The sequence below is a fragment of the Ruegeria sp. ABV4_181 genome, assembly GCF_056158465.1.
Genome location: NZ_JBSWTI010000002.1, coordinates 1,329,744 through 1,347,219 on the forward strand (window position 1 = coordinate 1,329,744; position 17,476 = coordinate 1,347,219).

16 protein-coding genes are annotated in these 17,476 nt (G+C 60.5%); 8 read left to right on the top strand and 8 right to left on the bottom strand.

Annotated features, from left to right (window positions below):
* The first annotated feature begins 11 nt into the window (after window positions 1-11).
* The 3 genes from tcuA to ACXAC3_RS06675 all read left to right on the top strand — a co-directional run bounded on the left by tcuA (window position 12) and on the right by ACXAC3_RS06675 (window position 4,015).
* Window positions 12-1,406: an FAD-dependent tricarballylate dehydrogenase TcuA gene (gene tcuA / locus ACXAC3_RS06665; RefSeq protein ID WP_475158044.1), complete on the top strand. Its 1,395-nt coding sequence runs from the start codon at window positions 12-14 to the stop codon at window positions 1,404-1,406.
* On the top strand, window positions 1,396-2,463 hold the full coding sequence (tcuB, locus tag ACXAC3_RS06670; protein WP_475158045.1) for a tricarballylate utilization 4Fe-4S protein TcuB: 1,068 nt from the start codon (window positions 1,396-1,398) through the stop codon (window positions 2,461-2,463). Before tcuA ends, tcuB begins: the two co-directional genes overlap by 11 nt.
* A 214-nt stretch (window positions 2,464-2,677) precedes the next feature.
* Window positions 2,678-4,015 (top strand): serine hydrolase domain-containing protein, encoded by a 1,338-nt coding sequence (locus ACXAC3_RS06675; RefSeq protein WP_475158046.1) that lies wholly within the window; start codon window positions 2,678-2,680, stop codon window positions 4,013-4,015.
* 66 nt (window positions 4,016-4,081) lie between these two features.
* Here the strand turns inward: ACXAC3_RS06675 and ACXAC3_RS06680 are convergent, their stop codons facing one another.
* The 6 genes from ACXAC3_RS06680 to ACXAC3_RS06705 form a co-directional block, all read right to left on the bottom strand.
* The gene (locus tag ACXAC3_RS06680; RefSeq protein ID WP_475158047.1) at window positions 4,082-4,906 is read right to left on the bottom strand and encodes a hypothetical protein; all 825 of its coding nucleotides are present in this window, start codon (window positions 4,904-4,906) and stop codon (window positions 4,082-4,084) included.
* 98 nt (window positions 4,907-5,004) lie between these two features.
* Window positions 5,005-6,015 carry an Ldh family oxidoreductase gene (locus ACXAC3_RS06685; RefSeq protein WP_475158048.1) on the bottom strand — a complete coding sequence of 337 codons (1,011 nt, stop codon included), beginning with the start codon at window positions 6,013-6,015 and terminating at the stop codon, window positions 5,005-5,007.
* A gap of 10 nt (window positions 6,016-6,025) precedes the next feature.
* Complete coding sequence (locus ACXAC3_RS06690; protein ID WP_475158050.1) at window positions 6,026-6,655, bottom strand: DUF3726 domain-containing protein; 630 nt, start codon at window positions 6,653-6,655, stop codon at window positions 6,026-6,028.
* Window positions 6,652-8,337, bottom strand: coding sequence for a hypothetical protein (locus ACXAC3_RS06695; RefSeq protein ID WP_475158051.1), 1,686 nt, complete (start codon window positions 8,335-8,337; stop codon window positions 6,652-6,654). The genes ACXAC3_RS06690 and ACXAC3_RS06695 overlap by 4 nt, the downstream gene beginning before the upstream one ends.
* The gene (locus tag ACXAC3_RS06700) at window positions 8,334-9,311 is read right to left on the bottom strand and encodes a membrane dipeptidase (protein WP_475158052.1); all 978 of its coding nucleotides are present in this window, start codon (window positions 9,309-9,311) and stop codon (window positions 8,334-8,336) included. The genes ACXAC3_RS06695 and ACXAC3_RS06700 overlap by 4 nt, the downstream gene beginning before the upstream one ends.
* Window positions 9,311-10,756, bottom strand: coding sequence for an aldehyde dehydrogenase family protein (locus ACXAC3_RS06705; RefSeq protein ID WP_475158053.1), 1,446 nt, complete (start codon window positions 10,754-10,756; stop codon window positions 9,311-9,313). The genes ACXAC3_RS06700 and ACXAC3_RS06705 overlap by 1 nt, the downstream gene beginning before the upstream one ends.
* Window positions 10,757-10,857: 101 nt before the next feature.
* Between ACXAC3_RS06705 and ACXAC3_RS06710 the strand changes: the two genes are divergently transcribed.
* Window positions 10,858-11,730 (top strand): LysR family transcriptional regulator, encoded by an 873-nt coding sequence (locus ACXAC3_RS06710; protein ID WP_475158054.1) that lies wholly within the window; start codon window positions 10,858-10,860, stop codon window positions 11,728-11,730.
* 14 nt (window positions 11,731-11,744) lie between these two features.
* Here the strand turns inward: ACXAC3_RS06710 and ACXAC3_RS06715 are convergent, their stop codons facing one another.
* Together ACXAC3_RS06715 and ACXAC3_RS06720 are read right to left on the bottom strand one after the other, a co-directional pair.
* Complete coding sequence (locus tag ACXAC3_RS06715; protein ID WP_475158055.1) at window positions 11,745-12,464, bottom strand: glutathione S-transferase family protein; 720 nt, start codon at window positions 12,462-12,464, stop codon at window positions 11,745-11,747.
* The gene (locus ACXAC3_RS06720) at window positions 12,451-13,059 is read right to left on the bottom strand and encodes an NAD(P)H-dependent oxidoreductase (RefSeq protein WP_475158056.1); all 609 of its coding nucleotides are present in this window, start codon (window positions 13,057-13,059) and stop codon (window positions 12,451-12,453) included. The genes ACXAC3_RS06715 and ACXAC3_RS06720 overlap by 14 nt, the downstream gene beginning before the upstream one ends.
* Before the next feature lie 188 nt (window positions 13,060-13,247).
* Between ACXAC3_RS06720 and ACXAC3_RS06725 the strand changes: the two genes are divergently transcribed.
* The 4 genes from ACXAC3_RS06725 (at window position 13,248) to ACXAC3_RS06740 (ending at window position 17,448) form a co-directional block, all read left to right on the top strand.
* Window positions 13,248-13,568, top strand: a complete 321-nt coding sequence (locus ACXAC3_RS06725; RefSeq protein ID WP_475158057.1) for a winged helix-turn-helix transcriptional regulator — start codon at window positions 13,248-13,250, stop codon at window positions 13,566-13,568.
* Between the two features lie 233 nt (window positions 13,569-13,801).
* Window positions 13,802-14,752, top strand: a complete 951-nt coding sequence (locus tag ACXAC3_RS06730; protein ID WP_475158058.1) for an ABC transporter substrate-binding protein — start codon at window positions 13,802-13,804, stop codon at window positions 14,750-14,752.
* A gap of 76 nt (window positions 14,753-14,828) precedes the next feature.
* Window positions 14,829-15,866 (top strand): quaternary amine ABC transporter ATP-binding protein, encoded by a 1,038-nt coding sequence (locus ACXAC3_RS06735; RefSeq protein ID WP_475158059.1) that lies wholly within the window; start codon window positions 14,829-14,831, stop codon window positions 15,864-15,866.
* Window positions 15,859-17,448, top strand: coding sequence for an ABC transporter permease (locus ACXAC3_RS06740; protein ID WP_475158060.1), 1,590 nt, complete (start codon window positions 15,859-15,861; stop codon window positions 17,446-17,448). The genes ACXAC3_RS06735 and ACXAC3_RS06740 overlap by 8 nt, the downstream gene beginning before the upstream one ends.
* Window positions 17,449-17,476: the final 28 nt, after the last annotated feature.

The window sequence follows — 17,476 nt, forward strand, 5'->3', positions numbered from 1 at the left end:
GGAAGGCAGGAATGACGAACGAACCCAACACCTATGATGTCGCGATCATCGGCGGCGGTAACGCGGCGCTATGTGCTGCCATGACCGCGGCCGAAGCGGGCGCCAGCGTTCTTATTCTTGAAGCCGCGCCCAAGCCGTACCGCGGAGGCAATTCGCGCCACACACGCAATTTTCGCTGTATGCATACCGAGCCGCTGGGCCCGCTGACCGAGAGCTATGGCGAAGAGGAATACATGTCCGACTTGCTGAAGGTCACGGGAGGTAAGACCGACCAGCATCTGGCGCGAATGGCGATCAGGGCGTCCGAGGAATGTCTGCCATGGATGGAGGAGCGTGGCGTGCGCTTTCAGCCCTCTCTGTCGGGGACCCTGTCGCTGTCGCGGACGAACGCCTTCTTCATGGGCGGCGGCAAATCCCTGGTGAACGCCTATTACCGGACGGCGACGGGGCTTGGCGTCAAAGTCCTGTACGAAGCTGCGGTCACACATCTTGAGTTGGTCGGCGATCAGGTCGAATGGGTCGATTACACCTTTAAAGGGCAATCCCATCGCATCACGCCAAAGACGGTCATTGTCGCCTCGGGCGGGTTTCAGGCTGACACTGATTGGCTGACCCGCGCATGGGGTCCCGCGGCGCGAAACTTTCTGATCCGGGGCACGCCCTATAATCGCGGTGTTGTTCTGGCCGATCTGCTGGATCAGGGCGTGAACAGCGTCGGAGACCCGACACAGTGTCACGCCGTGGCCGTCGACGGGCGTGCGCCTAAATTCGACGGCGGGATCGTCACTCGTTTGGACTGTGTTCCCTTTTCGATTGTTGTGAACCGGAATGCCGAACGGTTTTACGACGAAGGCGAGGACGTCTGGCCGAAACGATACGCAATCTGGGGGCGGCTTGTAGCGGCGCAGCCGGAACAGGTGGGCTATGTGATCATTGATGCCAAGTCGCTGAACCTGTTCATGCCATCCGTGTTCCCGCCACTGAAAGCGGACACATTGGATGAACTGGCCGGATTGATGGGCCTGCCGGAGGACAAGCTGAAGGCGACCGTGGCCGCATTCAACGCCGCCTGCGGCGACACCAGCGGGTTTCACCCGACCGAGTTGGACGGTGTTGCGACTAAGGGCCTTGCGCCGCCGAAAACCAACTGGGCGCGACCGATATCCGAGCCGCCCTTCTATGGCTACACGTTACGAACTGGCGTGACCTTTACCTATCTGGGCCTGCAGGTTGACGACAACGCGCAGTGTTCGACCCCCAAAGGCAAGATCAGAAACCTGTGGGCCGCCGGAGAGACCATGGCCGGGTCCATTCTGGGGCAGGGGTATCTGGCCGGGTTCGGCATGACCATCGGAACTGTTTTCGGACGCATTGCAGGACGAGAGGCCGCCGCCCATGCAAACTGAACAGATACAGGAAGCCCGGCGTCAGGCCGAGATATGCAACGCCTGCCGGTACTGCGAGGGGTTTTGCTCGGTCTTTCCGGCGCTGCATGCCGGGCGTGCGTTTTCGGATGGCGACATCACCCAGATGGCCAACCTCTGCCACAACTGCCGGGGGTGTTACTATGCCTGCCAGTATACCGCACCGCATGAGTTTGATCTGAACCTGCCCAAAGCGCTGGCAGAGGTTCGCCGCGACAGTTGGGAGAGTTTTGCCTGGCCGCAACCTTTGGCGCGCCGGTTCCACACCCACGGAGGGGCCATTGCGCTGGCGCTGGTCCTTGGGTTCGCCGCTCTGTTCGTGGCAATGCGCATAATCGGGTCGGCGGGGGGAGAGGGCTTTTATGCCGTGCTGTCGCATAATGCGATGGTGGCCATCTTTGCTTCGACGTTTCTGTTTCCGGTGGTCAGCATCACCATCAGCCTACGGCGCTATTGGCGCGCGGTTGCAGGCAGCCCTGTCCGGCTGGTCGACCTGTCGGCGGCTTTCAAACGCGCCGGGAATATGCAGGACCTTGCCGCCGGCCATGGCGAGGGATGCAATTTCGAAGATGAGGACCGGTTCAGTCAGGCCCGCCGCCACACGCATCACGCCATCATGTACGGCTTTCTGCTGTGCTTTGCCTCAACTTCCGTCGCCACGGTCATGCATTACGTCTTTGGGCTGCACGCTCCCTACGAGTTCTGGTCGCTGCCGAAGCTGCTTGGCATTCCGGGCGGCGTTCTGTTGACGGTCGGTTGTGGTGCGATGGTTGTGCTAAAGCGCAAGTCCGATCCTGACCTTGGCGATATTTCGGCATGGGGCGGTGACATAGCCTTTATTCTGCTGCTGGGATTTGTCGGGTTCAGCGGGCTTGTGCTTTACGCGGTGGGGTCCACCGCATTGATGCCCTCTGTGTTGGCGATACATCTCGGATCGGTGCTGACGCTCTTTCTGCTGACGCCCTATACGAAAATGGCGCATGGGTTCTATCGTCTCGCCGCACTGATCAGAGACGCGCAGCGAAAACGAAGCACATAGGAACAAAAGGCTACTTCGTCGTTCCGCTGAAACCATAACCCGAACGGGTTTCAGCGTATTTTGAGAGCACTGAAAGGAGTCAGAGGCGCACGCGGTCGCGGGCCAGTTTGTTCCAGTGTACGCAACGGAACTGTGGCAGCCGGAGGAATGAGGCACTTTACTGGGATCGGATTGAAAAACAGCATGGGGCCCGGTCGACCGGGTCGTTTTGGCAATGATTGGAAAAGCTCTGAAATTCCTCGCAGGTGCAGTTGTCGCTGCGGTCGTCGCGCTGGTGGTCTATCTGCTGATTGCGCCGCCCGACCTGCTGAGGGTCGGAACAAACTATGCGGCAAAGATTGTCTGTTCGAATGTCTTCATTGCGGACCGGGATGCTGATGAGGTACTTGCCGAGGACGTTCAGGCGCCGGGCCACCCATTGCTGAAACAGATATCGATCACGGTGGACCGGGATGCGCAAACCGTCGAGGCGCGCATCTTCCGGTTCTTTGCCTCCGCCAGATCACAGTACCGTCAGGGGCTGGGATGCACCAACCTCCACTCTGCTCCGCTGAGTGATGAAACGGTTGCATCGCCAACCTCGTCACCCACCGGGCTTTGGCCGGACGGCGATGAGGTTGCAGTGTCTCAACATCCGGATATCGCCAGCGTCCTGTCCGACGAAACCCTGCTGGGTGCGGGGCATCGTGCGGTCGTTGTGGTGAAAGACGGGCGGATCGTTGGGGAAAGCTATGCCGAAGGGTTCGACGCAAACACCCCTCTGCTGGGCTGGTCGATGACCAAAACGGTCACCGCCGCCCTGATCGGCACATTGATCCAGTCGGGTCAGATGTCTCTGGACGACAATTTGACGGACAGCTTTGACAGCTGGGGACAGGACAGTCGCAAGGACGTCTCGGTTAAGGACATGCTTGCCATGTCCAGCGGCCTGCAATGGAACGAGGGTTACGGGAACGTTTCGGACGTCACCAAAATGCTCTATCTCAATGACGATATGTCGGGTTTCGCCGCGGCCCTTCCTGCGGAAACCAGTGTCGGGGCGGATTTCAACTATTCCTCGGGCACATCCACAATGCTGTCGCGGGTTTGGCAGGACAGGGTGGGTGCCGATGCGCTGAGCTATCCAAAAGATGCGCTTTTCCAGCCACTTGGGATGAGCTCGGCGGTTCTGGAAACCGATGCCGCCGATACGTTTGTCGGTTCAAGCTATATGTATGCGACGGCGCGGGACTGGGCGCGGTTCGGGCAGTTGCTGCTGCAAAACGGGGTCTGGGATGGGCAACAGATATTGCCCGCCGGCTTTACGGATTGGATGTTCGCGCCGGTCGCGGCATCGGATGGGGCGTATGGCAAAGGACATCTCTGGATCGAAGCGCCCGGGGATATGCCGGCCTTTGAGGATGCGGTCTGGCTGCAGGGGCATGACGGGCAATCCATCGGGATTTTCCCGTCTTATGACATGGTAGTGGTGCGGCTGGGTTTGACGCCGTCAAAGCTTGGGTATTCCTCGCTACCCCTCGCCAAAGAGCTGATTGCTGTATTAGAGGATTAGAGAGCAGGCATAAGGCGCGCTGCGCGGACCATCAGAGCCGGAAAGACATTCGCCCTTGCGATCCAGTTAACCACTGATCCGCAGCCACAGTGCGGTGGCGTCGTCGCTGACCTTGAACCTCGGAAAGCGCACGCAGGCCGCATCGTCTTGTTCGATCTCACGAAGGATTTGGGTAAGGTGATTCAGCCCCGTCTCGCGAGTGGCGCCCATCAGCGAGCGGGCTGAGTACTGACGGTAATCGCTGACCAAACTCGCAAAGCCGTCGCTCATCAGCAGGATTTCGTCTCCGGTGGTGACCGGGACGGACGCATAGCGCGCCGCCTGCGCAGACGCGCGTGCGTCGGGGCTCAGGGTGCTATGGCCCGCCTTCGCACGGTGGGTGCGCCGGTCTTGCAGCGCCTTGCCGGCAATCTTCCGGGACGCGCCTGTCCCGATACCCAGCGCAAGGGCCGCTGCGGACTCAGCGCTTGAATCAGGTGCGTCGGTACACCAGCGAACCGCATCACCCGCCGCATGCAGGACCGGGCAATCCGCTGTCCAGGCCACTTCGAGCGTGCCTGCGACAAGCTGAACGGCCGCAAAGGCCGCCTTGGGGACTTCCCATTCCGCGACGGCGTCCCGTGTCCGGTCCGCGTCAAACTGCGCCTCGATCTGTCCGAACACGGCGTCGCATGTGGCCTTGATACTCCCTGCACTTGATCGTCCAAAGCAGGTGTTGGCTGTTGTCGCCAGCCACGCAGCCCCGCCCTGATGTCCAAGCAGCCCGGGCTCGGTCAGATCGGTCGCCCCGTCGATAACCCAGGCGCGATCCCCCAGACAGCCTGAACGATCATCGTTTGGCATGCCTGCTGTGCCGTTCAGGCTGATGGATTGAAGAACTTCGAAATGCATATGCCGGTCAATTGATCTGGGGGCGCAATCACGTCAGGATCTATGCGATTGCGCAGATGATCAAGTGCGCCGGGCCGCCTTTGTGTTCTTTTGTCCTGTCAACTCAGGATGGTGGCGATCTTGTCCAATGTCGCGGTATTGACCGCAACGCCCTCGGACGCGGCCGTTACCCGTTTTGAACGGCGCCCGTCGCCCGGCAGATGCGCATTGGGCTGCGATCGGATCGCGTCCACAAGCCCGGTCAGGCCGGATGCAAATGCGTCACCAGCCGTTGCGGACGGGTCGATTGCGATAAAGAACTGACCCGTGCGCGGTGGCCCGCCAACCGTGCCGGAAAAGGGCGAGGCATTCAGGCCGAGCGTCGCACCTGTCAGCGCGGCGGCCATGATTTCGGTCAGCAGTGCGACACCGACGCCCTTGTAGCCACCCGATGGGGCCATCGAACCCTTCAGGCCGACATTGGGATCGGTGGTCGGATTGCCATCCGCATCCAGCGCCCAGCCGACAGGGATCGGCTTGCCCTCGCGGGCGTGTTTCATCACTTCGCTTTTGGCAATTGTGCTTGCGCTTTGGTCGATCAGCAGAGCGGGCTGGCCATTCGACCCCGGTGCCGCCACCGAGAAAGGGTTGGTGCCGACAACTGCGGTTGCGCCACCCGACGGGGCGATCGAGGCGGGCGCGTTGGTGAACCCAAGCCCGACCAGCCCGGCCTGCGCCAGCCGGAAAGTATGATACCCAAGAACGCCGCAATTATAGCTGTTGCGGATAGCCAGCGCGGCGATGCCCTGTTCCCGCGCCGCCGGGATCAGCGACGCGAAACCCAGGTCGATGGCGGAATGCGCAAAGCCGGTTGCCGCATCGACATTCACCACTCCGGACCGGGGCTGAGACAGGACAGGCTGGGCAGAACCGTCGACTTTGCCGCACTGAACATGCTCGCAATAGATCGGGATATAGGCCAGACCGTGACTGGCGACCCCGTCGGCTTCGGTCGCGGCGGTTGCGACGGCCAGCGGGCGGGCGTTGGCTTCGGTCGTGCCGGCGGCCACCAGCGCGCGGAAGGCGAGGTCTTCGATTTCAGCAAGGGTCAGGGTGCGGGTCTCTACCATTTTCATCTCTTCAATCGTTGTCGGACAAGCCTGCCCCGGCCCCGCGCAGGCGGGATTCCTCGGTGGCAGGGGCATAGGTTCGATGCGCAAACCGGTTCAGAACGGCCCACCGCTCCGGGTTTGGTGTTGAACGGGATTGGCGCGTTGCAGGTTCGGACAAGGTGCCGCCAAGCTGCACACACACGTTCATTGCATGATCCGGAATGTCGGATGGCACTGCGGCGGAATACCAGTCAGTGACTGCGTCCACTCCATCGCACGTGACCGTCACCGGCGTATTCAGCAGCCGTGCTGCGTTGGCCGCAAAAGGCAACAGCAGGGCAGGAACAGCAACGTCTTGCAAGGTGACGGCTGTTCCTGCCAACTGCCGTGCGTTGTCTGAAAGGATGGCCCCGGCAATCAACGGACAACGGGCCTGCCGGGCAGTGCTGTCCAGACTCTGTCCCGCAGGTGCCGGACTTAGGGGCTGACGGGCCGGTTCTGTTTCCAGAAGCAAGGCCAGGGCTTCGACACCGTCCAACCCCTGCGCACAGAGCCAGCGCGCGGCTTTTGCCGCCTCTTCGGCATGTCCCCAGTCATATCCGGCCCCGCGGGCGGCGCGTTTGGCGGTGGCCTCGACCTCGTTCAGCGAATAACTCATGACACGGGCTCCGGGTAGACCCACAGATCCGCCGTTTCCGGCGTCAGCTCTTCGGGATAGGGGGCGCCGGCATACATGCAGATCCGTACCCAGCGGTCTGAACGCGGATCGAAATGGGTGGCACCGAAGAAGGACAGTTTCGCCCGCAGCATGTCGATGGGCATGACTCTGGCGCTGATCGTGTTGTCGCGGATTTCGCCATAAGGGGCGACGCGCCCGATCTGCGCCCGACGGATGGTGTGGCGGTGTTCGGGGTGGCGCAGCAGGAACTCGGCAATCGGCGTGTCGCCTTGCCAGTCTGCAAGCGCGGCAAAGGCGAATGCAGCATCCCGCGCGGGGGCCAGAGGCTGTTCGTAGTCGGCAATCGGCTCTTCGAACCGTTCGCCCAGCCGTGGTTCCAGCTTCTCTTCGGACACGTACCAGGCGCGGGAACAATTGGCTGCGTCCGACCAGTTCAGATCCAGCGCCCAGTCAAAGCTGTTGCGGATCAGGTCGCGGACCACGGCAACGGTCATGGCGCCGTCAATGACCTGCGCCTGCGCATTGCTGTCGGACATGCAACTGGCCAGCCCGTCGACCAGATCGCCATAAGGCTCCAGGATCAGCGAGGCGACAAGTTCCTGCCCCTCCTGGCTCAGCGACGTTTCGGACCACCGGATCAGACGATCCCATGGGTGACCCTGTGTCAGATCAGACTGGCGCACATAGTCTGCGATCGCCGAAAGGTCAGCGTTCAGGTCGGCCAGTTTCGCAACCTGTACCGGGTGCTCAGACCGCCACCACGACATCGACAGTTTGCTGCGCTCAAAGATGTCGCGAAATTGCCGGACTTCATCGCCTGACGCAGCAGGCAGGGATCGCACGCGCGCAATCGCCTCTTCCCGGACCATGATCCAGTTGTTGAACAGAATCGGGTGGTTCACGATGAACGGTGCCATGCCCAGACCGGTGGAGTTGCCGATGCCCAGCCAGCGTGCAATGGCAGGGTCCAGCTCTGCCGTTTGCTCGCCACCTCTGGCGCGGGCCATATGCTGGACCAGATCGCGGACAAAAACGCGGGTCAGGTAGACCGACAGCATCTCGGTCTGAAACGGGGCGCTCAGCTCGGGCCGATCCGAGGTTGTTTCACGGTCCGCCGCCCCGAACTTGCCCGAGCCATAAACGGCTGTGGTGCGCATCAGGTACCCGACCTCGTAAATCTGCTCCAGATCCGGCTGGTGTCCTGCCGCAAGACGATCGACCACATGCGCCCACAGACGGACCGAGCGGTTCGCGCGCGACAGGGACAATTCGGTTTCGCTGATGCGCCCGGCCTCTTGCAGGGGCACGTTTTCGGACAGACGTTGAATGTCCTGCGCCGTCGGCACACCATCGAACAGGGCAAAGGTCGCGTCCCACGCTTCCGCGATAACCCGGTCCGAGCGTTGCTCGGGCGGCAGGTCATGGGCAAAGGCCACAAGAGAATAGGCGTTTTTGCGGCCTTGTGCGGTGTAGACTGCGTGACCCACGCCATTTGCGTCGATGTCAAAGACAGGTCGGGTGAAGCTCCAGTCTTCCTGCGCCATGCGCCGGGTCAGTTGCCGCATGAAGCTGAGCCGGCACTGATGCAGCGACCCCAACCGCGACAGGCGCATCACCTGCGCGGGATCGCGTCGCGGGATATGAGGGCTGGCCTGGGTCATGCGGATTGCGGCCCGAAGTTTTCAGCAAAGAAACGGTACCAGTTACCGCCCATGATGCCCGAGATTTCGCTGACATTCATGCCGACCTTTCGCAGCCCGGCCTCGATATTTCCAAAGTCGCGATTGTCGCGGAACCAGTCCGGCATTGGCGGAAAGCCGGGGGCAGAGGCCGAGCCTTCACCATAGTCGATCTCTTTAGTCCAGCGTCCCACGCGCATCCATTCGACCACGCTGTCGGGCTGGTCCTGACACAGGTCCGTGCCGATCCCCAGATGCTGAGCCCCGTATTTGTCAGCAGTGCGCGCGATCATTTCGCAGAAACTCTCCAGCGTGCAGGCGGATTTGTCCTTCAGGTGATGAGGGTAGACCGAAAAGCCCAGCATCCCACCGTTTTCCGTGACTGCACGGATCACCGCGTCACGCTTGTTGCGCAGCGCAGGGGCCCAGTCATGCGGATTGGCGTGGGTGATGGCGATGGGGCGCTCGGACAATTCGGCCGCCTCGATGGTCGAGCGATCCGCCGAATGGCTCATGTCGACAACCAGGCCGACGCGGTTCATCTCTTTGATGACCTGTTTGCCCATGCGGGTGATACCGGTGTCTTCGGCCTCGTAACATCCGGTGGCCAGCAGCGACTGGTTGTTGTAGGTCAATTGCATGAACCGCGCGCCCAGATCGTGCAGGATTTCGACCAGCCCGATATCGTCCTCGATGGGCGAGGGGTTCTGGAACCCGAAGAACACCGCCGTCCGCCCGGTTTCGCGGGCGGTGTCAATGTCACTGGCCCAGCGGCCTTTCATGATCAGGTCCGGATATTGCTCGAACCAACGGTTCCACTTTTCAAAATTCAGAACCGTTTCACGGAAATTCTCATGGTACGAGATAGTGACGTGGATTGCGTCCACGCCACCCTCGCGCAGTTGGCGGAAGATCTTTTCCGACCAGTTGGCGTATTGCAGCCCGTCGATCCGCATCAGACCGGCGATCCCGCGCTGATATAAGCCGTTTTGACGGTTGTATAGAACTCGGCCGCCGCCTTGCCCTGTTCGCGCGGCCCGTAAGAGCTGTCGCCCCGGCCACCGAAGGGCACGTGATAATCGGTGCCCGCCGTCGGCAGGTTGACCGTGACAACCCCGGTGCGCGCGTTGCGGCGGAAATGGGTGGCGCGGGCCAGCGATTGGGTCACGATGCCCGAGGTCAGGCCGAAATTGGTGTCGTTGACCACGCTCAGCGCCTCGTCATAGCTGCTGACCCTGATAACGGATGTCAGCGGCGCAAACATCTCCTCGCGGTTGATCGCCATGTCGTTGGTGGTGTTCAGGAATACGCCGGGGGACATGTAGAAGCCCTCATGTGGCATCTCAAGCCGCTGACCGCCGCAGGCCAGTTCCGCGCCTTCGGATTTACCCAGATCGACATAGGCCAGGTTTTCCTGCAACTGCTGCTGGCTGACGACCGGTCCCATCTGAGTGCCGTCCTCCAGCGCGTGGCCGACCTTCATCGCCTGTGCGCCGGCGACCAGCTTCTCGACAAAGGCATCGTGAATGCCTGCGTGAACCACCAGCCGCGACGAAGCGGTACATTTCTGCCCGGTGCCGCCAAAAGCACCGCCAAGCGCCAGCGTCACCGCAAGGTCAAGATCGGCGTCGTCCATCACGGCAAGCGCGTTCTTGGATCCCATCTCCATCTGCACCTTGGTCAGGTTCTGGATCGCCGCAGCAGCGATACCCTTTCCCACCGGAACCGATCCGGTGAATGAGATCGCATTGACCTTGGGGCTTTCCACCAGACGCTGGCCGATCGAACGGCCCGAACCCATGACAAGGCTGAACAACCCTTTGGGGATGTCCTGACGTTTGATGATCTCGGTCAGGGCTACGGCGGACGCCGGTGTAATGTTCGCAGGCTTCCAAACAACCGCGTTGCCATAGCACAGCGCCGGAGCAATCTTCCAAGACGCGGTTGCGGTCGGGAAGTTCCACGGGCTGATGATCGCCACCACGCCCACGGCTTCGCGGCGAACGTCGATCTCGACGCCGGGGCGCACGCTGTCGGCGTTCTCGCCGATCTGACGCAGGCACTCGGCAGCGTAGTAGGTAAAGAACTGACCTGCGCGATAGACCTCACCCCTGCCCTCGGCCAACGGTTTGCCTTCTTCGCGGGACAGCAAGGTGCCCAGTTCTTCGGCGCGCGACATCAGTTCATTGCCGATGCTCATCAGAACGGCCTGCTTGCGTTCCGGCAGATACGCAGCCCACTCAGCCTGCGCCGCCCGCGCCTGATCCAGCGTGGCCTCCAGCTGATCCGCGCTGGCCTGGGCAAATACGCCGACAAGATCGCTCAGGTCCGAGGGGTTGCGGTTTTCGATTTCGGATTTGCCCGCCAGCCATTCTCCGGCGATCAGGTTCAGTTTGGTCACAATGCGCCCCAGTGTTCAGAAAGTGTCCGGCGCAGGATGGAATCTTTGACGGACATCAGTCAAACTCAAATAAGTTTAATAAACTTCAGAAAGTTTGAAGTATGTCGCTCAAGATTGAAGCTTTGCGCTGTTTTTGCACGGTTGCGCAGACCGGCACCCTGGTCGAAGCCGCCGACCGGCTGGGCCGGACGCAGTCTGCTGTGTCCATGACCCTTAAACAACTGGAAGATCATCTTGGCAAAAAGCTGTTCGAGGGTGAGCGGAAGAACCGGCTGTCTCCTCTGGGGCAGCAAGTGTTTGAGATGGCGCTGAAACAGGTACGTCAGTTCGATCAATCCGTTCTGGATATCGAAGCAGCGGCAAATGCCGAGCATGGGCTTTTGCGGATCGTGTCGGTGCCTTCGATCGCGGCGCTGGTGTTTCCCGGGGTGCTGACGCATATGACGCAGACTTATCCCGGGTTGAAAATCGAACTGCGCGACACGGACACCCAGCAGGTTTTGGATGCGCTGGTCGAAGGCAAGGCGGATATCGGCATCGCGTCGGGGCAGCATGCACTGAACGGGGTGCGGGCGATTCCACTGTTTCAGGACCGGTTCGGGCTGGTCTGCGCTGCGGATCACCCGCTGCTTTCCCGGTCCGGGCCACTTTGGCAAAAGGATCTTGCCGGGTTTCCCTTTATCCGCAATGCGCTGTGCGAGCAGATACAGTCTCCGCAATTTCTGGCGGCCATCGCACTGGCCGACATCACAGTGCAGAACACGCATTCCCTGATCACGCTGGTACGGACGGGGTGCTGGGTGACGGTACTGCCGCAGACCGTCGCCAGATTCATGCCCGAGGCGACGGCCTTCCGGCCTATTTCGGATCTGGAAGACCGGCGGCAGGTCTATCTATATGTTAGCGAGAGGTCCCGTTTCCGGCCTCTCGCCGACGCCGCGGCCGCGTTCATTCTGGAACAAAGCTATGACTAAGCCGGTGTGCCGCTTCAGTCCTTTTTCACATCGCCGGAAAAGCGGGCCGCGTTTTCTTTGGCAAAGGCGCTGGCATCCGCGTTTGCATCCCAGAATTGGGGGTTGGCTTTCGGAATGGTCAGCGCCTTCTGAACGGCGGGTCGGACGTCGATACGATCAAACCACGCCTTCAAATGCGGAAGATCATCGACATTGACCCGCGCCCAGACATAGGCCCGCGCCCAGGGGTACAGCATCATGTCGGCGATGGTGTATTCATCGGCTGCAATCCAGTCCCGCCCGTTCAGGCGTGTGTTCATCACTTCCAGCAGGCGACGGCTTTCATCGACATAACGACGGATCGAAAACGGCTCAACCTGACCATTGGGTGCGGCGATATGCTGAAAATACATGGCCTGGCCCATCATCGGCCCGACATGGCCGACCTGAAACAGCATCCACTGCATGACTTCGGCGCGTTTGGCCGGATCGGACGGCAGGAACTTTCCGTATTTCTCCGCCAGATGCCAGAGGATCGCGCCACTTTCAAAGATCGCGCGGCCCTCGGCCCGGTCTTCGATGGTTGGAATCTTCCCGTTTGGGTTCAACGCCAGAAACTCTGGCGTTTTCTGTTCCTGCCGGGAAAAGTCGATATGGGTCAGGTCATAAGGGACGCCGGCCTCTTCCAGAAAGATGACGGGCTTATACCCGTTCATCGTACCTGCAGTATAAAGATGGATATCAGGCCGCGACATCTTCGACCTCTGCAAACGCGGTTTTCAGATGCGTTGCGAACCGGGTGAAATCTTCCTGAATGGCCGGGTTCTTCATGACGTCGAACGCTGCGAAGGTGGGCAGCGGCTGCATCGCCATGAACTTGGCTGTCAGGTGCAGCGGGCGCAGCAGATCATCAACGCTGTCGCCGGCAAAGAAAGGTTCCGCGGTGTTTTCAAATGCCTCGGCCGGAGCGTTGAAAGTGACGGAAAGCATGTATTTCTTGTCGCCGAGCTTGCCCCCCATTCCATAGTTTTTCTTGGGCGCGTCAGAGGTGCGGCCGTCGCCATCGGCAAACCGACCGTCCATCGCCGAAGTGTACACCTCATCCATGTATTTCTTGAACGACCAGGGAACGCCCATCCAGTTGACCGGGAACTGCATGATGACGGTATCTGCCCACAAATGAGCATCAATCTCGGCGTTCGTGTCATAGCCGTCGGCCACTGTGGTGACGCGAACATCATGACCCAAAGAGGTGAGGACGTCGCGCGCCTGTTCCGTCAGGCTGGCGTTAAGCCCCCCTGGCGCAATTTCATAGGGCTGTGTTCCGTTTACGATCAGAATATTGCTCATGTCTCTGAGTCCTTGCTGCGTTGTGAACTGCTTGACTTGTGGCGGGTTCCGGACGAAGTTGTGCATTGTGGTTACGAAAATCAACCAGTATACTTTAGGTAACCTGGTGTCAGCATAGGGGCTACGCTATGAAGGCAAGGATTTAACCAGATGAACAGGGGCGGAAAACCGCCGCCGACGCTTGTCTGGTGCCGTGCTCGATCGAACGCGGCATGCGGATTCTGGGCGGCAAATGGACCGGATCCATCCTGTGGCACCTGAAAGACGGTCCGGTCCGGTTCAACGATCTGTCGCGGATGATCGAAGGGGCCAGCAAAAAGATGATCACCGAACGGCTGCGGCAGTTGCAGGCTCAGGGTCTGGTGCGCCGAAACGTGTTGCAGACAGCACCGGTTTCTGTTGAATATTCCCTCACCGACCTCGGGTGCACAGCGCTGGGTTTTCTTGATGAACTGCGCCAGTGGAGCGAGTCCTTGCCAGAGCCTCCGGCAGACATTGGACAGACCTAAATCGGAAAAAACCGAAACAATTCTATGATAATGCCGCATTCGCGGTTTTGTCTCAGCTAGGTCTTGATGGGCAGCGCGTTCGCATGCTTCAATTTTTCAGCCAACCCGGCGTGTCGGGCTGTTGGCCAAAAAGCCCGGGAAGCAACGCCTTCCCGAAAGTGTCTGTAAGGTGTCTCTGCCCCGCCGGGCAAGAAAACAACAAGCACCGCGGACGTCCAACATGGAGATATCAAATGAAAAAACTTGCTACGTTACTGGGAGGCGCATCCATGGCGATCGCCGGGCCTGCCATGGCCGCGGATATCGTGATCGGCGTGCCGAACTGGCCGTCGGTGAACGCAACGGCGCATATTCTGAAGGTAGCGATTGAACAGAACCTCGGGCTTGAGGTTGAACTGCAGAACGGGACAAACCCGATCGTGTTCGAGGCAATGGATTCCGGCGCCATGCATGTTCACCCCGAGGTCTGGATGCCGAACCAGCAGAACCTGCATGACACCTATGTCACCGACAAGGGCACCGTAGCCTTCAACCCCAACGGCGTCGAAGCGTTTCAGGGTATGTGCGTCGACAAGGCGACCGCTGACGCCAACGGGATCAAGTCCATCGAGGACCTGACCAACCCCGATATCGCGGCACTGTTCGACAGCAACGGCGACGGACAGGGAGAGCTTTGGATCGGCGCGCCCGGCTGGGCTTCGACCAATGTCGAAAAGGTTCGCGCCAAGTCCTATGGCTATGACCAGATTTTCGAACTGACCGAGATTGATGAAACCGTGGCTTATGCCAATCTCGACAATGCCATCAAGGCCGGCGACGCCTGGGTCGGGTTCTGCTACACGCCGCATTACGTGTTCGAACTGCACGAATTGCAGGTTCTGGAAGAGCCCGCCTATGATGCGGCCAAGTGGAATGTTCTGCAGCCGACGGATGACCCGGAATGGCTTGAGAAATCCGAGGCCGCGGTTGCCTGGGATCTGGCCTATCTGCACCTGCATTACGCAAAATCGCTTGAGGATGAATACCCCGAGGTCGCGCGGATGCTGTCCAACATGAAGCTGGACACCGACACGGTGTCGGCCATGACCTATGCGTTGGTGATCGATGGCAAGGAGCCACAGGCCTACGCGGAAGAGTGGGTTGGCGCGAACGAAGATGCCGTTCTGGGCTGGATGTCCGAGTGATTGACTCCGACCGGAACTGAAACCGGACAGGCCGTCGGCAGCGCCCGGCGGCCTGTTTTGCATCAAAGGGACAAGTATGACCGAAACAGTCGTAAAACTGACGGATGTCTGGAAGATCTTCGGCGCCCGCGCCGAAGAAGCCATGACCGCAGTGCGGAACGAAGGCATTGGCAAGCCCGAAGTTCTGGAAAGATTCAATTGTGTCGTCGGCGTGCAGGGCGCGACCTTCGAGGTGCCGCGAGGTGAGATTTTCTGCATCATGGGCCTGTCCGGCTCGGGCAAGTCCACGCTGGTGCGCCACGTCAACCGCCTGATCGAACCGACCGCTGGCAAGATCGAAATTCTGGGGCATGACGTGTCGCAGATATCCGAGACTGAACTGCGTCGCATCCGGGCGCAGCAGATCGGAATGGTGTTTCAGCACATGGCGCTGATGCCGCACCGTTCGGTTCGCGATAACGTGGCCTATCCTCTGGAAATCCGCAAAGTGTCCAAGTCCAAACGCTGGGCGGTGTCTGACCATGCGCTGGGGCTAGTGGACCTGACGGGGTATGAGGACCGGCTGCCCAAGGAACTGTCGGGCGGGATGCAGCAACGGGTGGGGATCGCCCGCGCGCTGGCGTCGGACCCCGAGATCCTACTGATGGACGAACCGTTCTCGGCCCTTGATCCGCTGATCCGGCTGCAATTGCAGGACCAGTTCAAGGCACTTGTGGCGCAGTTGCAGAAAACCACGCTGTTCATCACCCACGATCTGGACGAGGCCATCCGCATCGGCCACCGCATCGCCATCATGAAAGATGGCGTGATCGTTCAGATCGGGACGCCCGAAGACATCGTCATGAACCCCGCCGACGACTACGTGCGGGAATTCGTGCAGGGCATCTCAAAGCTCAAACTGGTCAAAGCGCATTCGATCATGGAACCGCTGGCCAGCTATTCCGGCCCAACCGACGGAGCGCCGCGCGCGGATGAAGGAGCGGATCTGGACCAGCTGATCGATCTGGCCGTGAACACGGACCTGCCGGTGGTCATCACCGATTCCGGCAGCGACGTCGGTGTTGTCACAAAACCGCGCCTGCTGCGCGGAATTCAGGGGGGCAAAAATGACTGATGCAGCAATGGAAATGAAGGTCACCGCCGCCTCGGATATCGAAGTAGACCGCGACGCGCTGGACCGTTCGATCCACGATTTTGCTGGGCCAAACGGCGACTATTACGTCAACGCGTTCCACAAGATTCACGACGCGACCAGCCCGGTTCCCAACACCTTCAACCTGTGGGCGGCGGTTCTGGGGCCGTTCTGGTCGGCCTCCCGAGCGATCTGGGGGATGTTCTGGACGTTCCTGATCTTGGAAATCATCGCTTGGGTGCAGATCGGGCGGGGCGCATGGGGCAATCCCGGTGCAGACCTGGCGGAACGCGCCGCACGGCAGCAGGAACGCGCAAACGAACTGCTGGCCCGCGCCGCCGACGCCACGGAGAAGGCTGATATCGACCGCTTCAACAAGCTTGCGGAGAACATCCAGAAGGCGGCGGATTCCAGCTTCGAAAAAGCGACAGCGGCGCAGTCCGAGGCGCTGGGCATCATGATCACCGGGTTGCTGATGCTGCTGGTGTTCAAGCTGGTTCAGGGGTTCTACGCGGATCGCGTCTATGAAAAGCAGTATTCGAAATGGCGGATCGACCCCAACAGCACCGAAAGCGGCCGGTCCAACCGCAATACGATATTGGGGGCGGTTCTGGTGGCGGCGATCGGGCCGCTGATCGTCTACAAGTTCACGGTCAATGCCTCGTTGGCGATGCTGGATGCCTTCCCTGAAAAGGAAGTGTCGGCAATGATCCTGGGCGATGACGGCGGTACGCTGTTCTCCAGCCTCGCCAGTTGGATGGAGGCGCAGATCGACGCAGCCGCCGCCGCGGGTGGTGACGTTTTCGATGGCATCGTCGGTGGCGTCAGAACCGTTCTGGACGGGCTGACCATTGCACTGATCGGGTCGCCCTGGCCGGTGGTCATGTTGGTGATCTGCGTTACCGCGTGGCGGGCGGCAGGGCCTCGGGTCGCGATATTCACCGCGTCCTCGCTGGCTTATATAGCCCTGCTGGGGTACTGGGATGTTGCGATGGAGACGGTGGCGCTGGTGGGTGCGGCCGTGCTGCTCTGCGTGGTGTTCGGTATTCCGCTGGGCATCTGGTTCGGAAAGTCCAAACGCGCATATCGCGCGGCGGAACCGGTGCTGGACCTGATGCAGACGCTGCCGGCCTTCGTCTACCTGATCCCAATCATCGCCTTCTTTGGCACCGGCAACCCGCCGGGCATTCTGGCCACGATCATCTTTGGCATGCCGCCGGTGATCCGCCTGACCGCGCTGGGAATGCGCGGCGTGCCGGAAAGCATCAAAGAGGCCGCCGTGGCCTTTGGCGCCTCGAAATGGCAGTTGCTGAAGGATGTCGAAATCCCGCTGGCCTTGCCGTCGATCATGACGGGTGTGAACCAGACCATTCTGATGTGCCTGTCGATGGTGGTAATCATCTCGCTGATTGGCGGCGGTGGTCTGGGCAAGGAAATCCTCGAGGCGCTGCAATACGCAGCCAAGGGACCGGGCCTGCTGGGCGGGTTTGCCATCCTGTTCCTGGCCATGGTGATGGACCGGATCGTCCAGGGGGCATTCCGCCGAGAAGACGAGAAAATCTGATCCCTTCCGCCCCCGGTTACGACCGGGG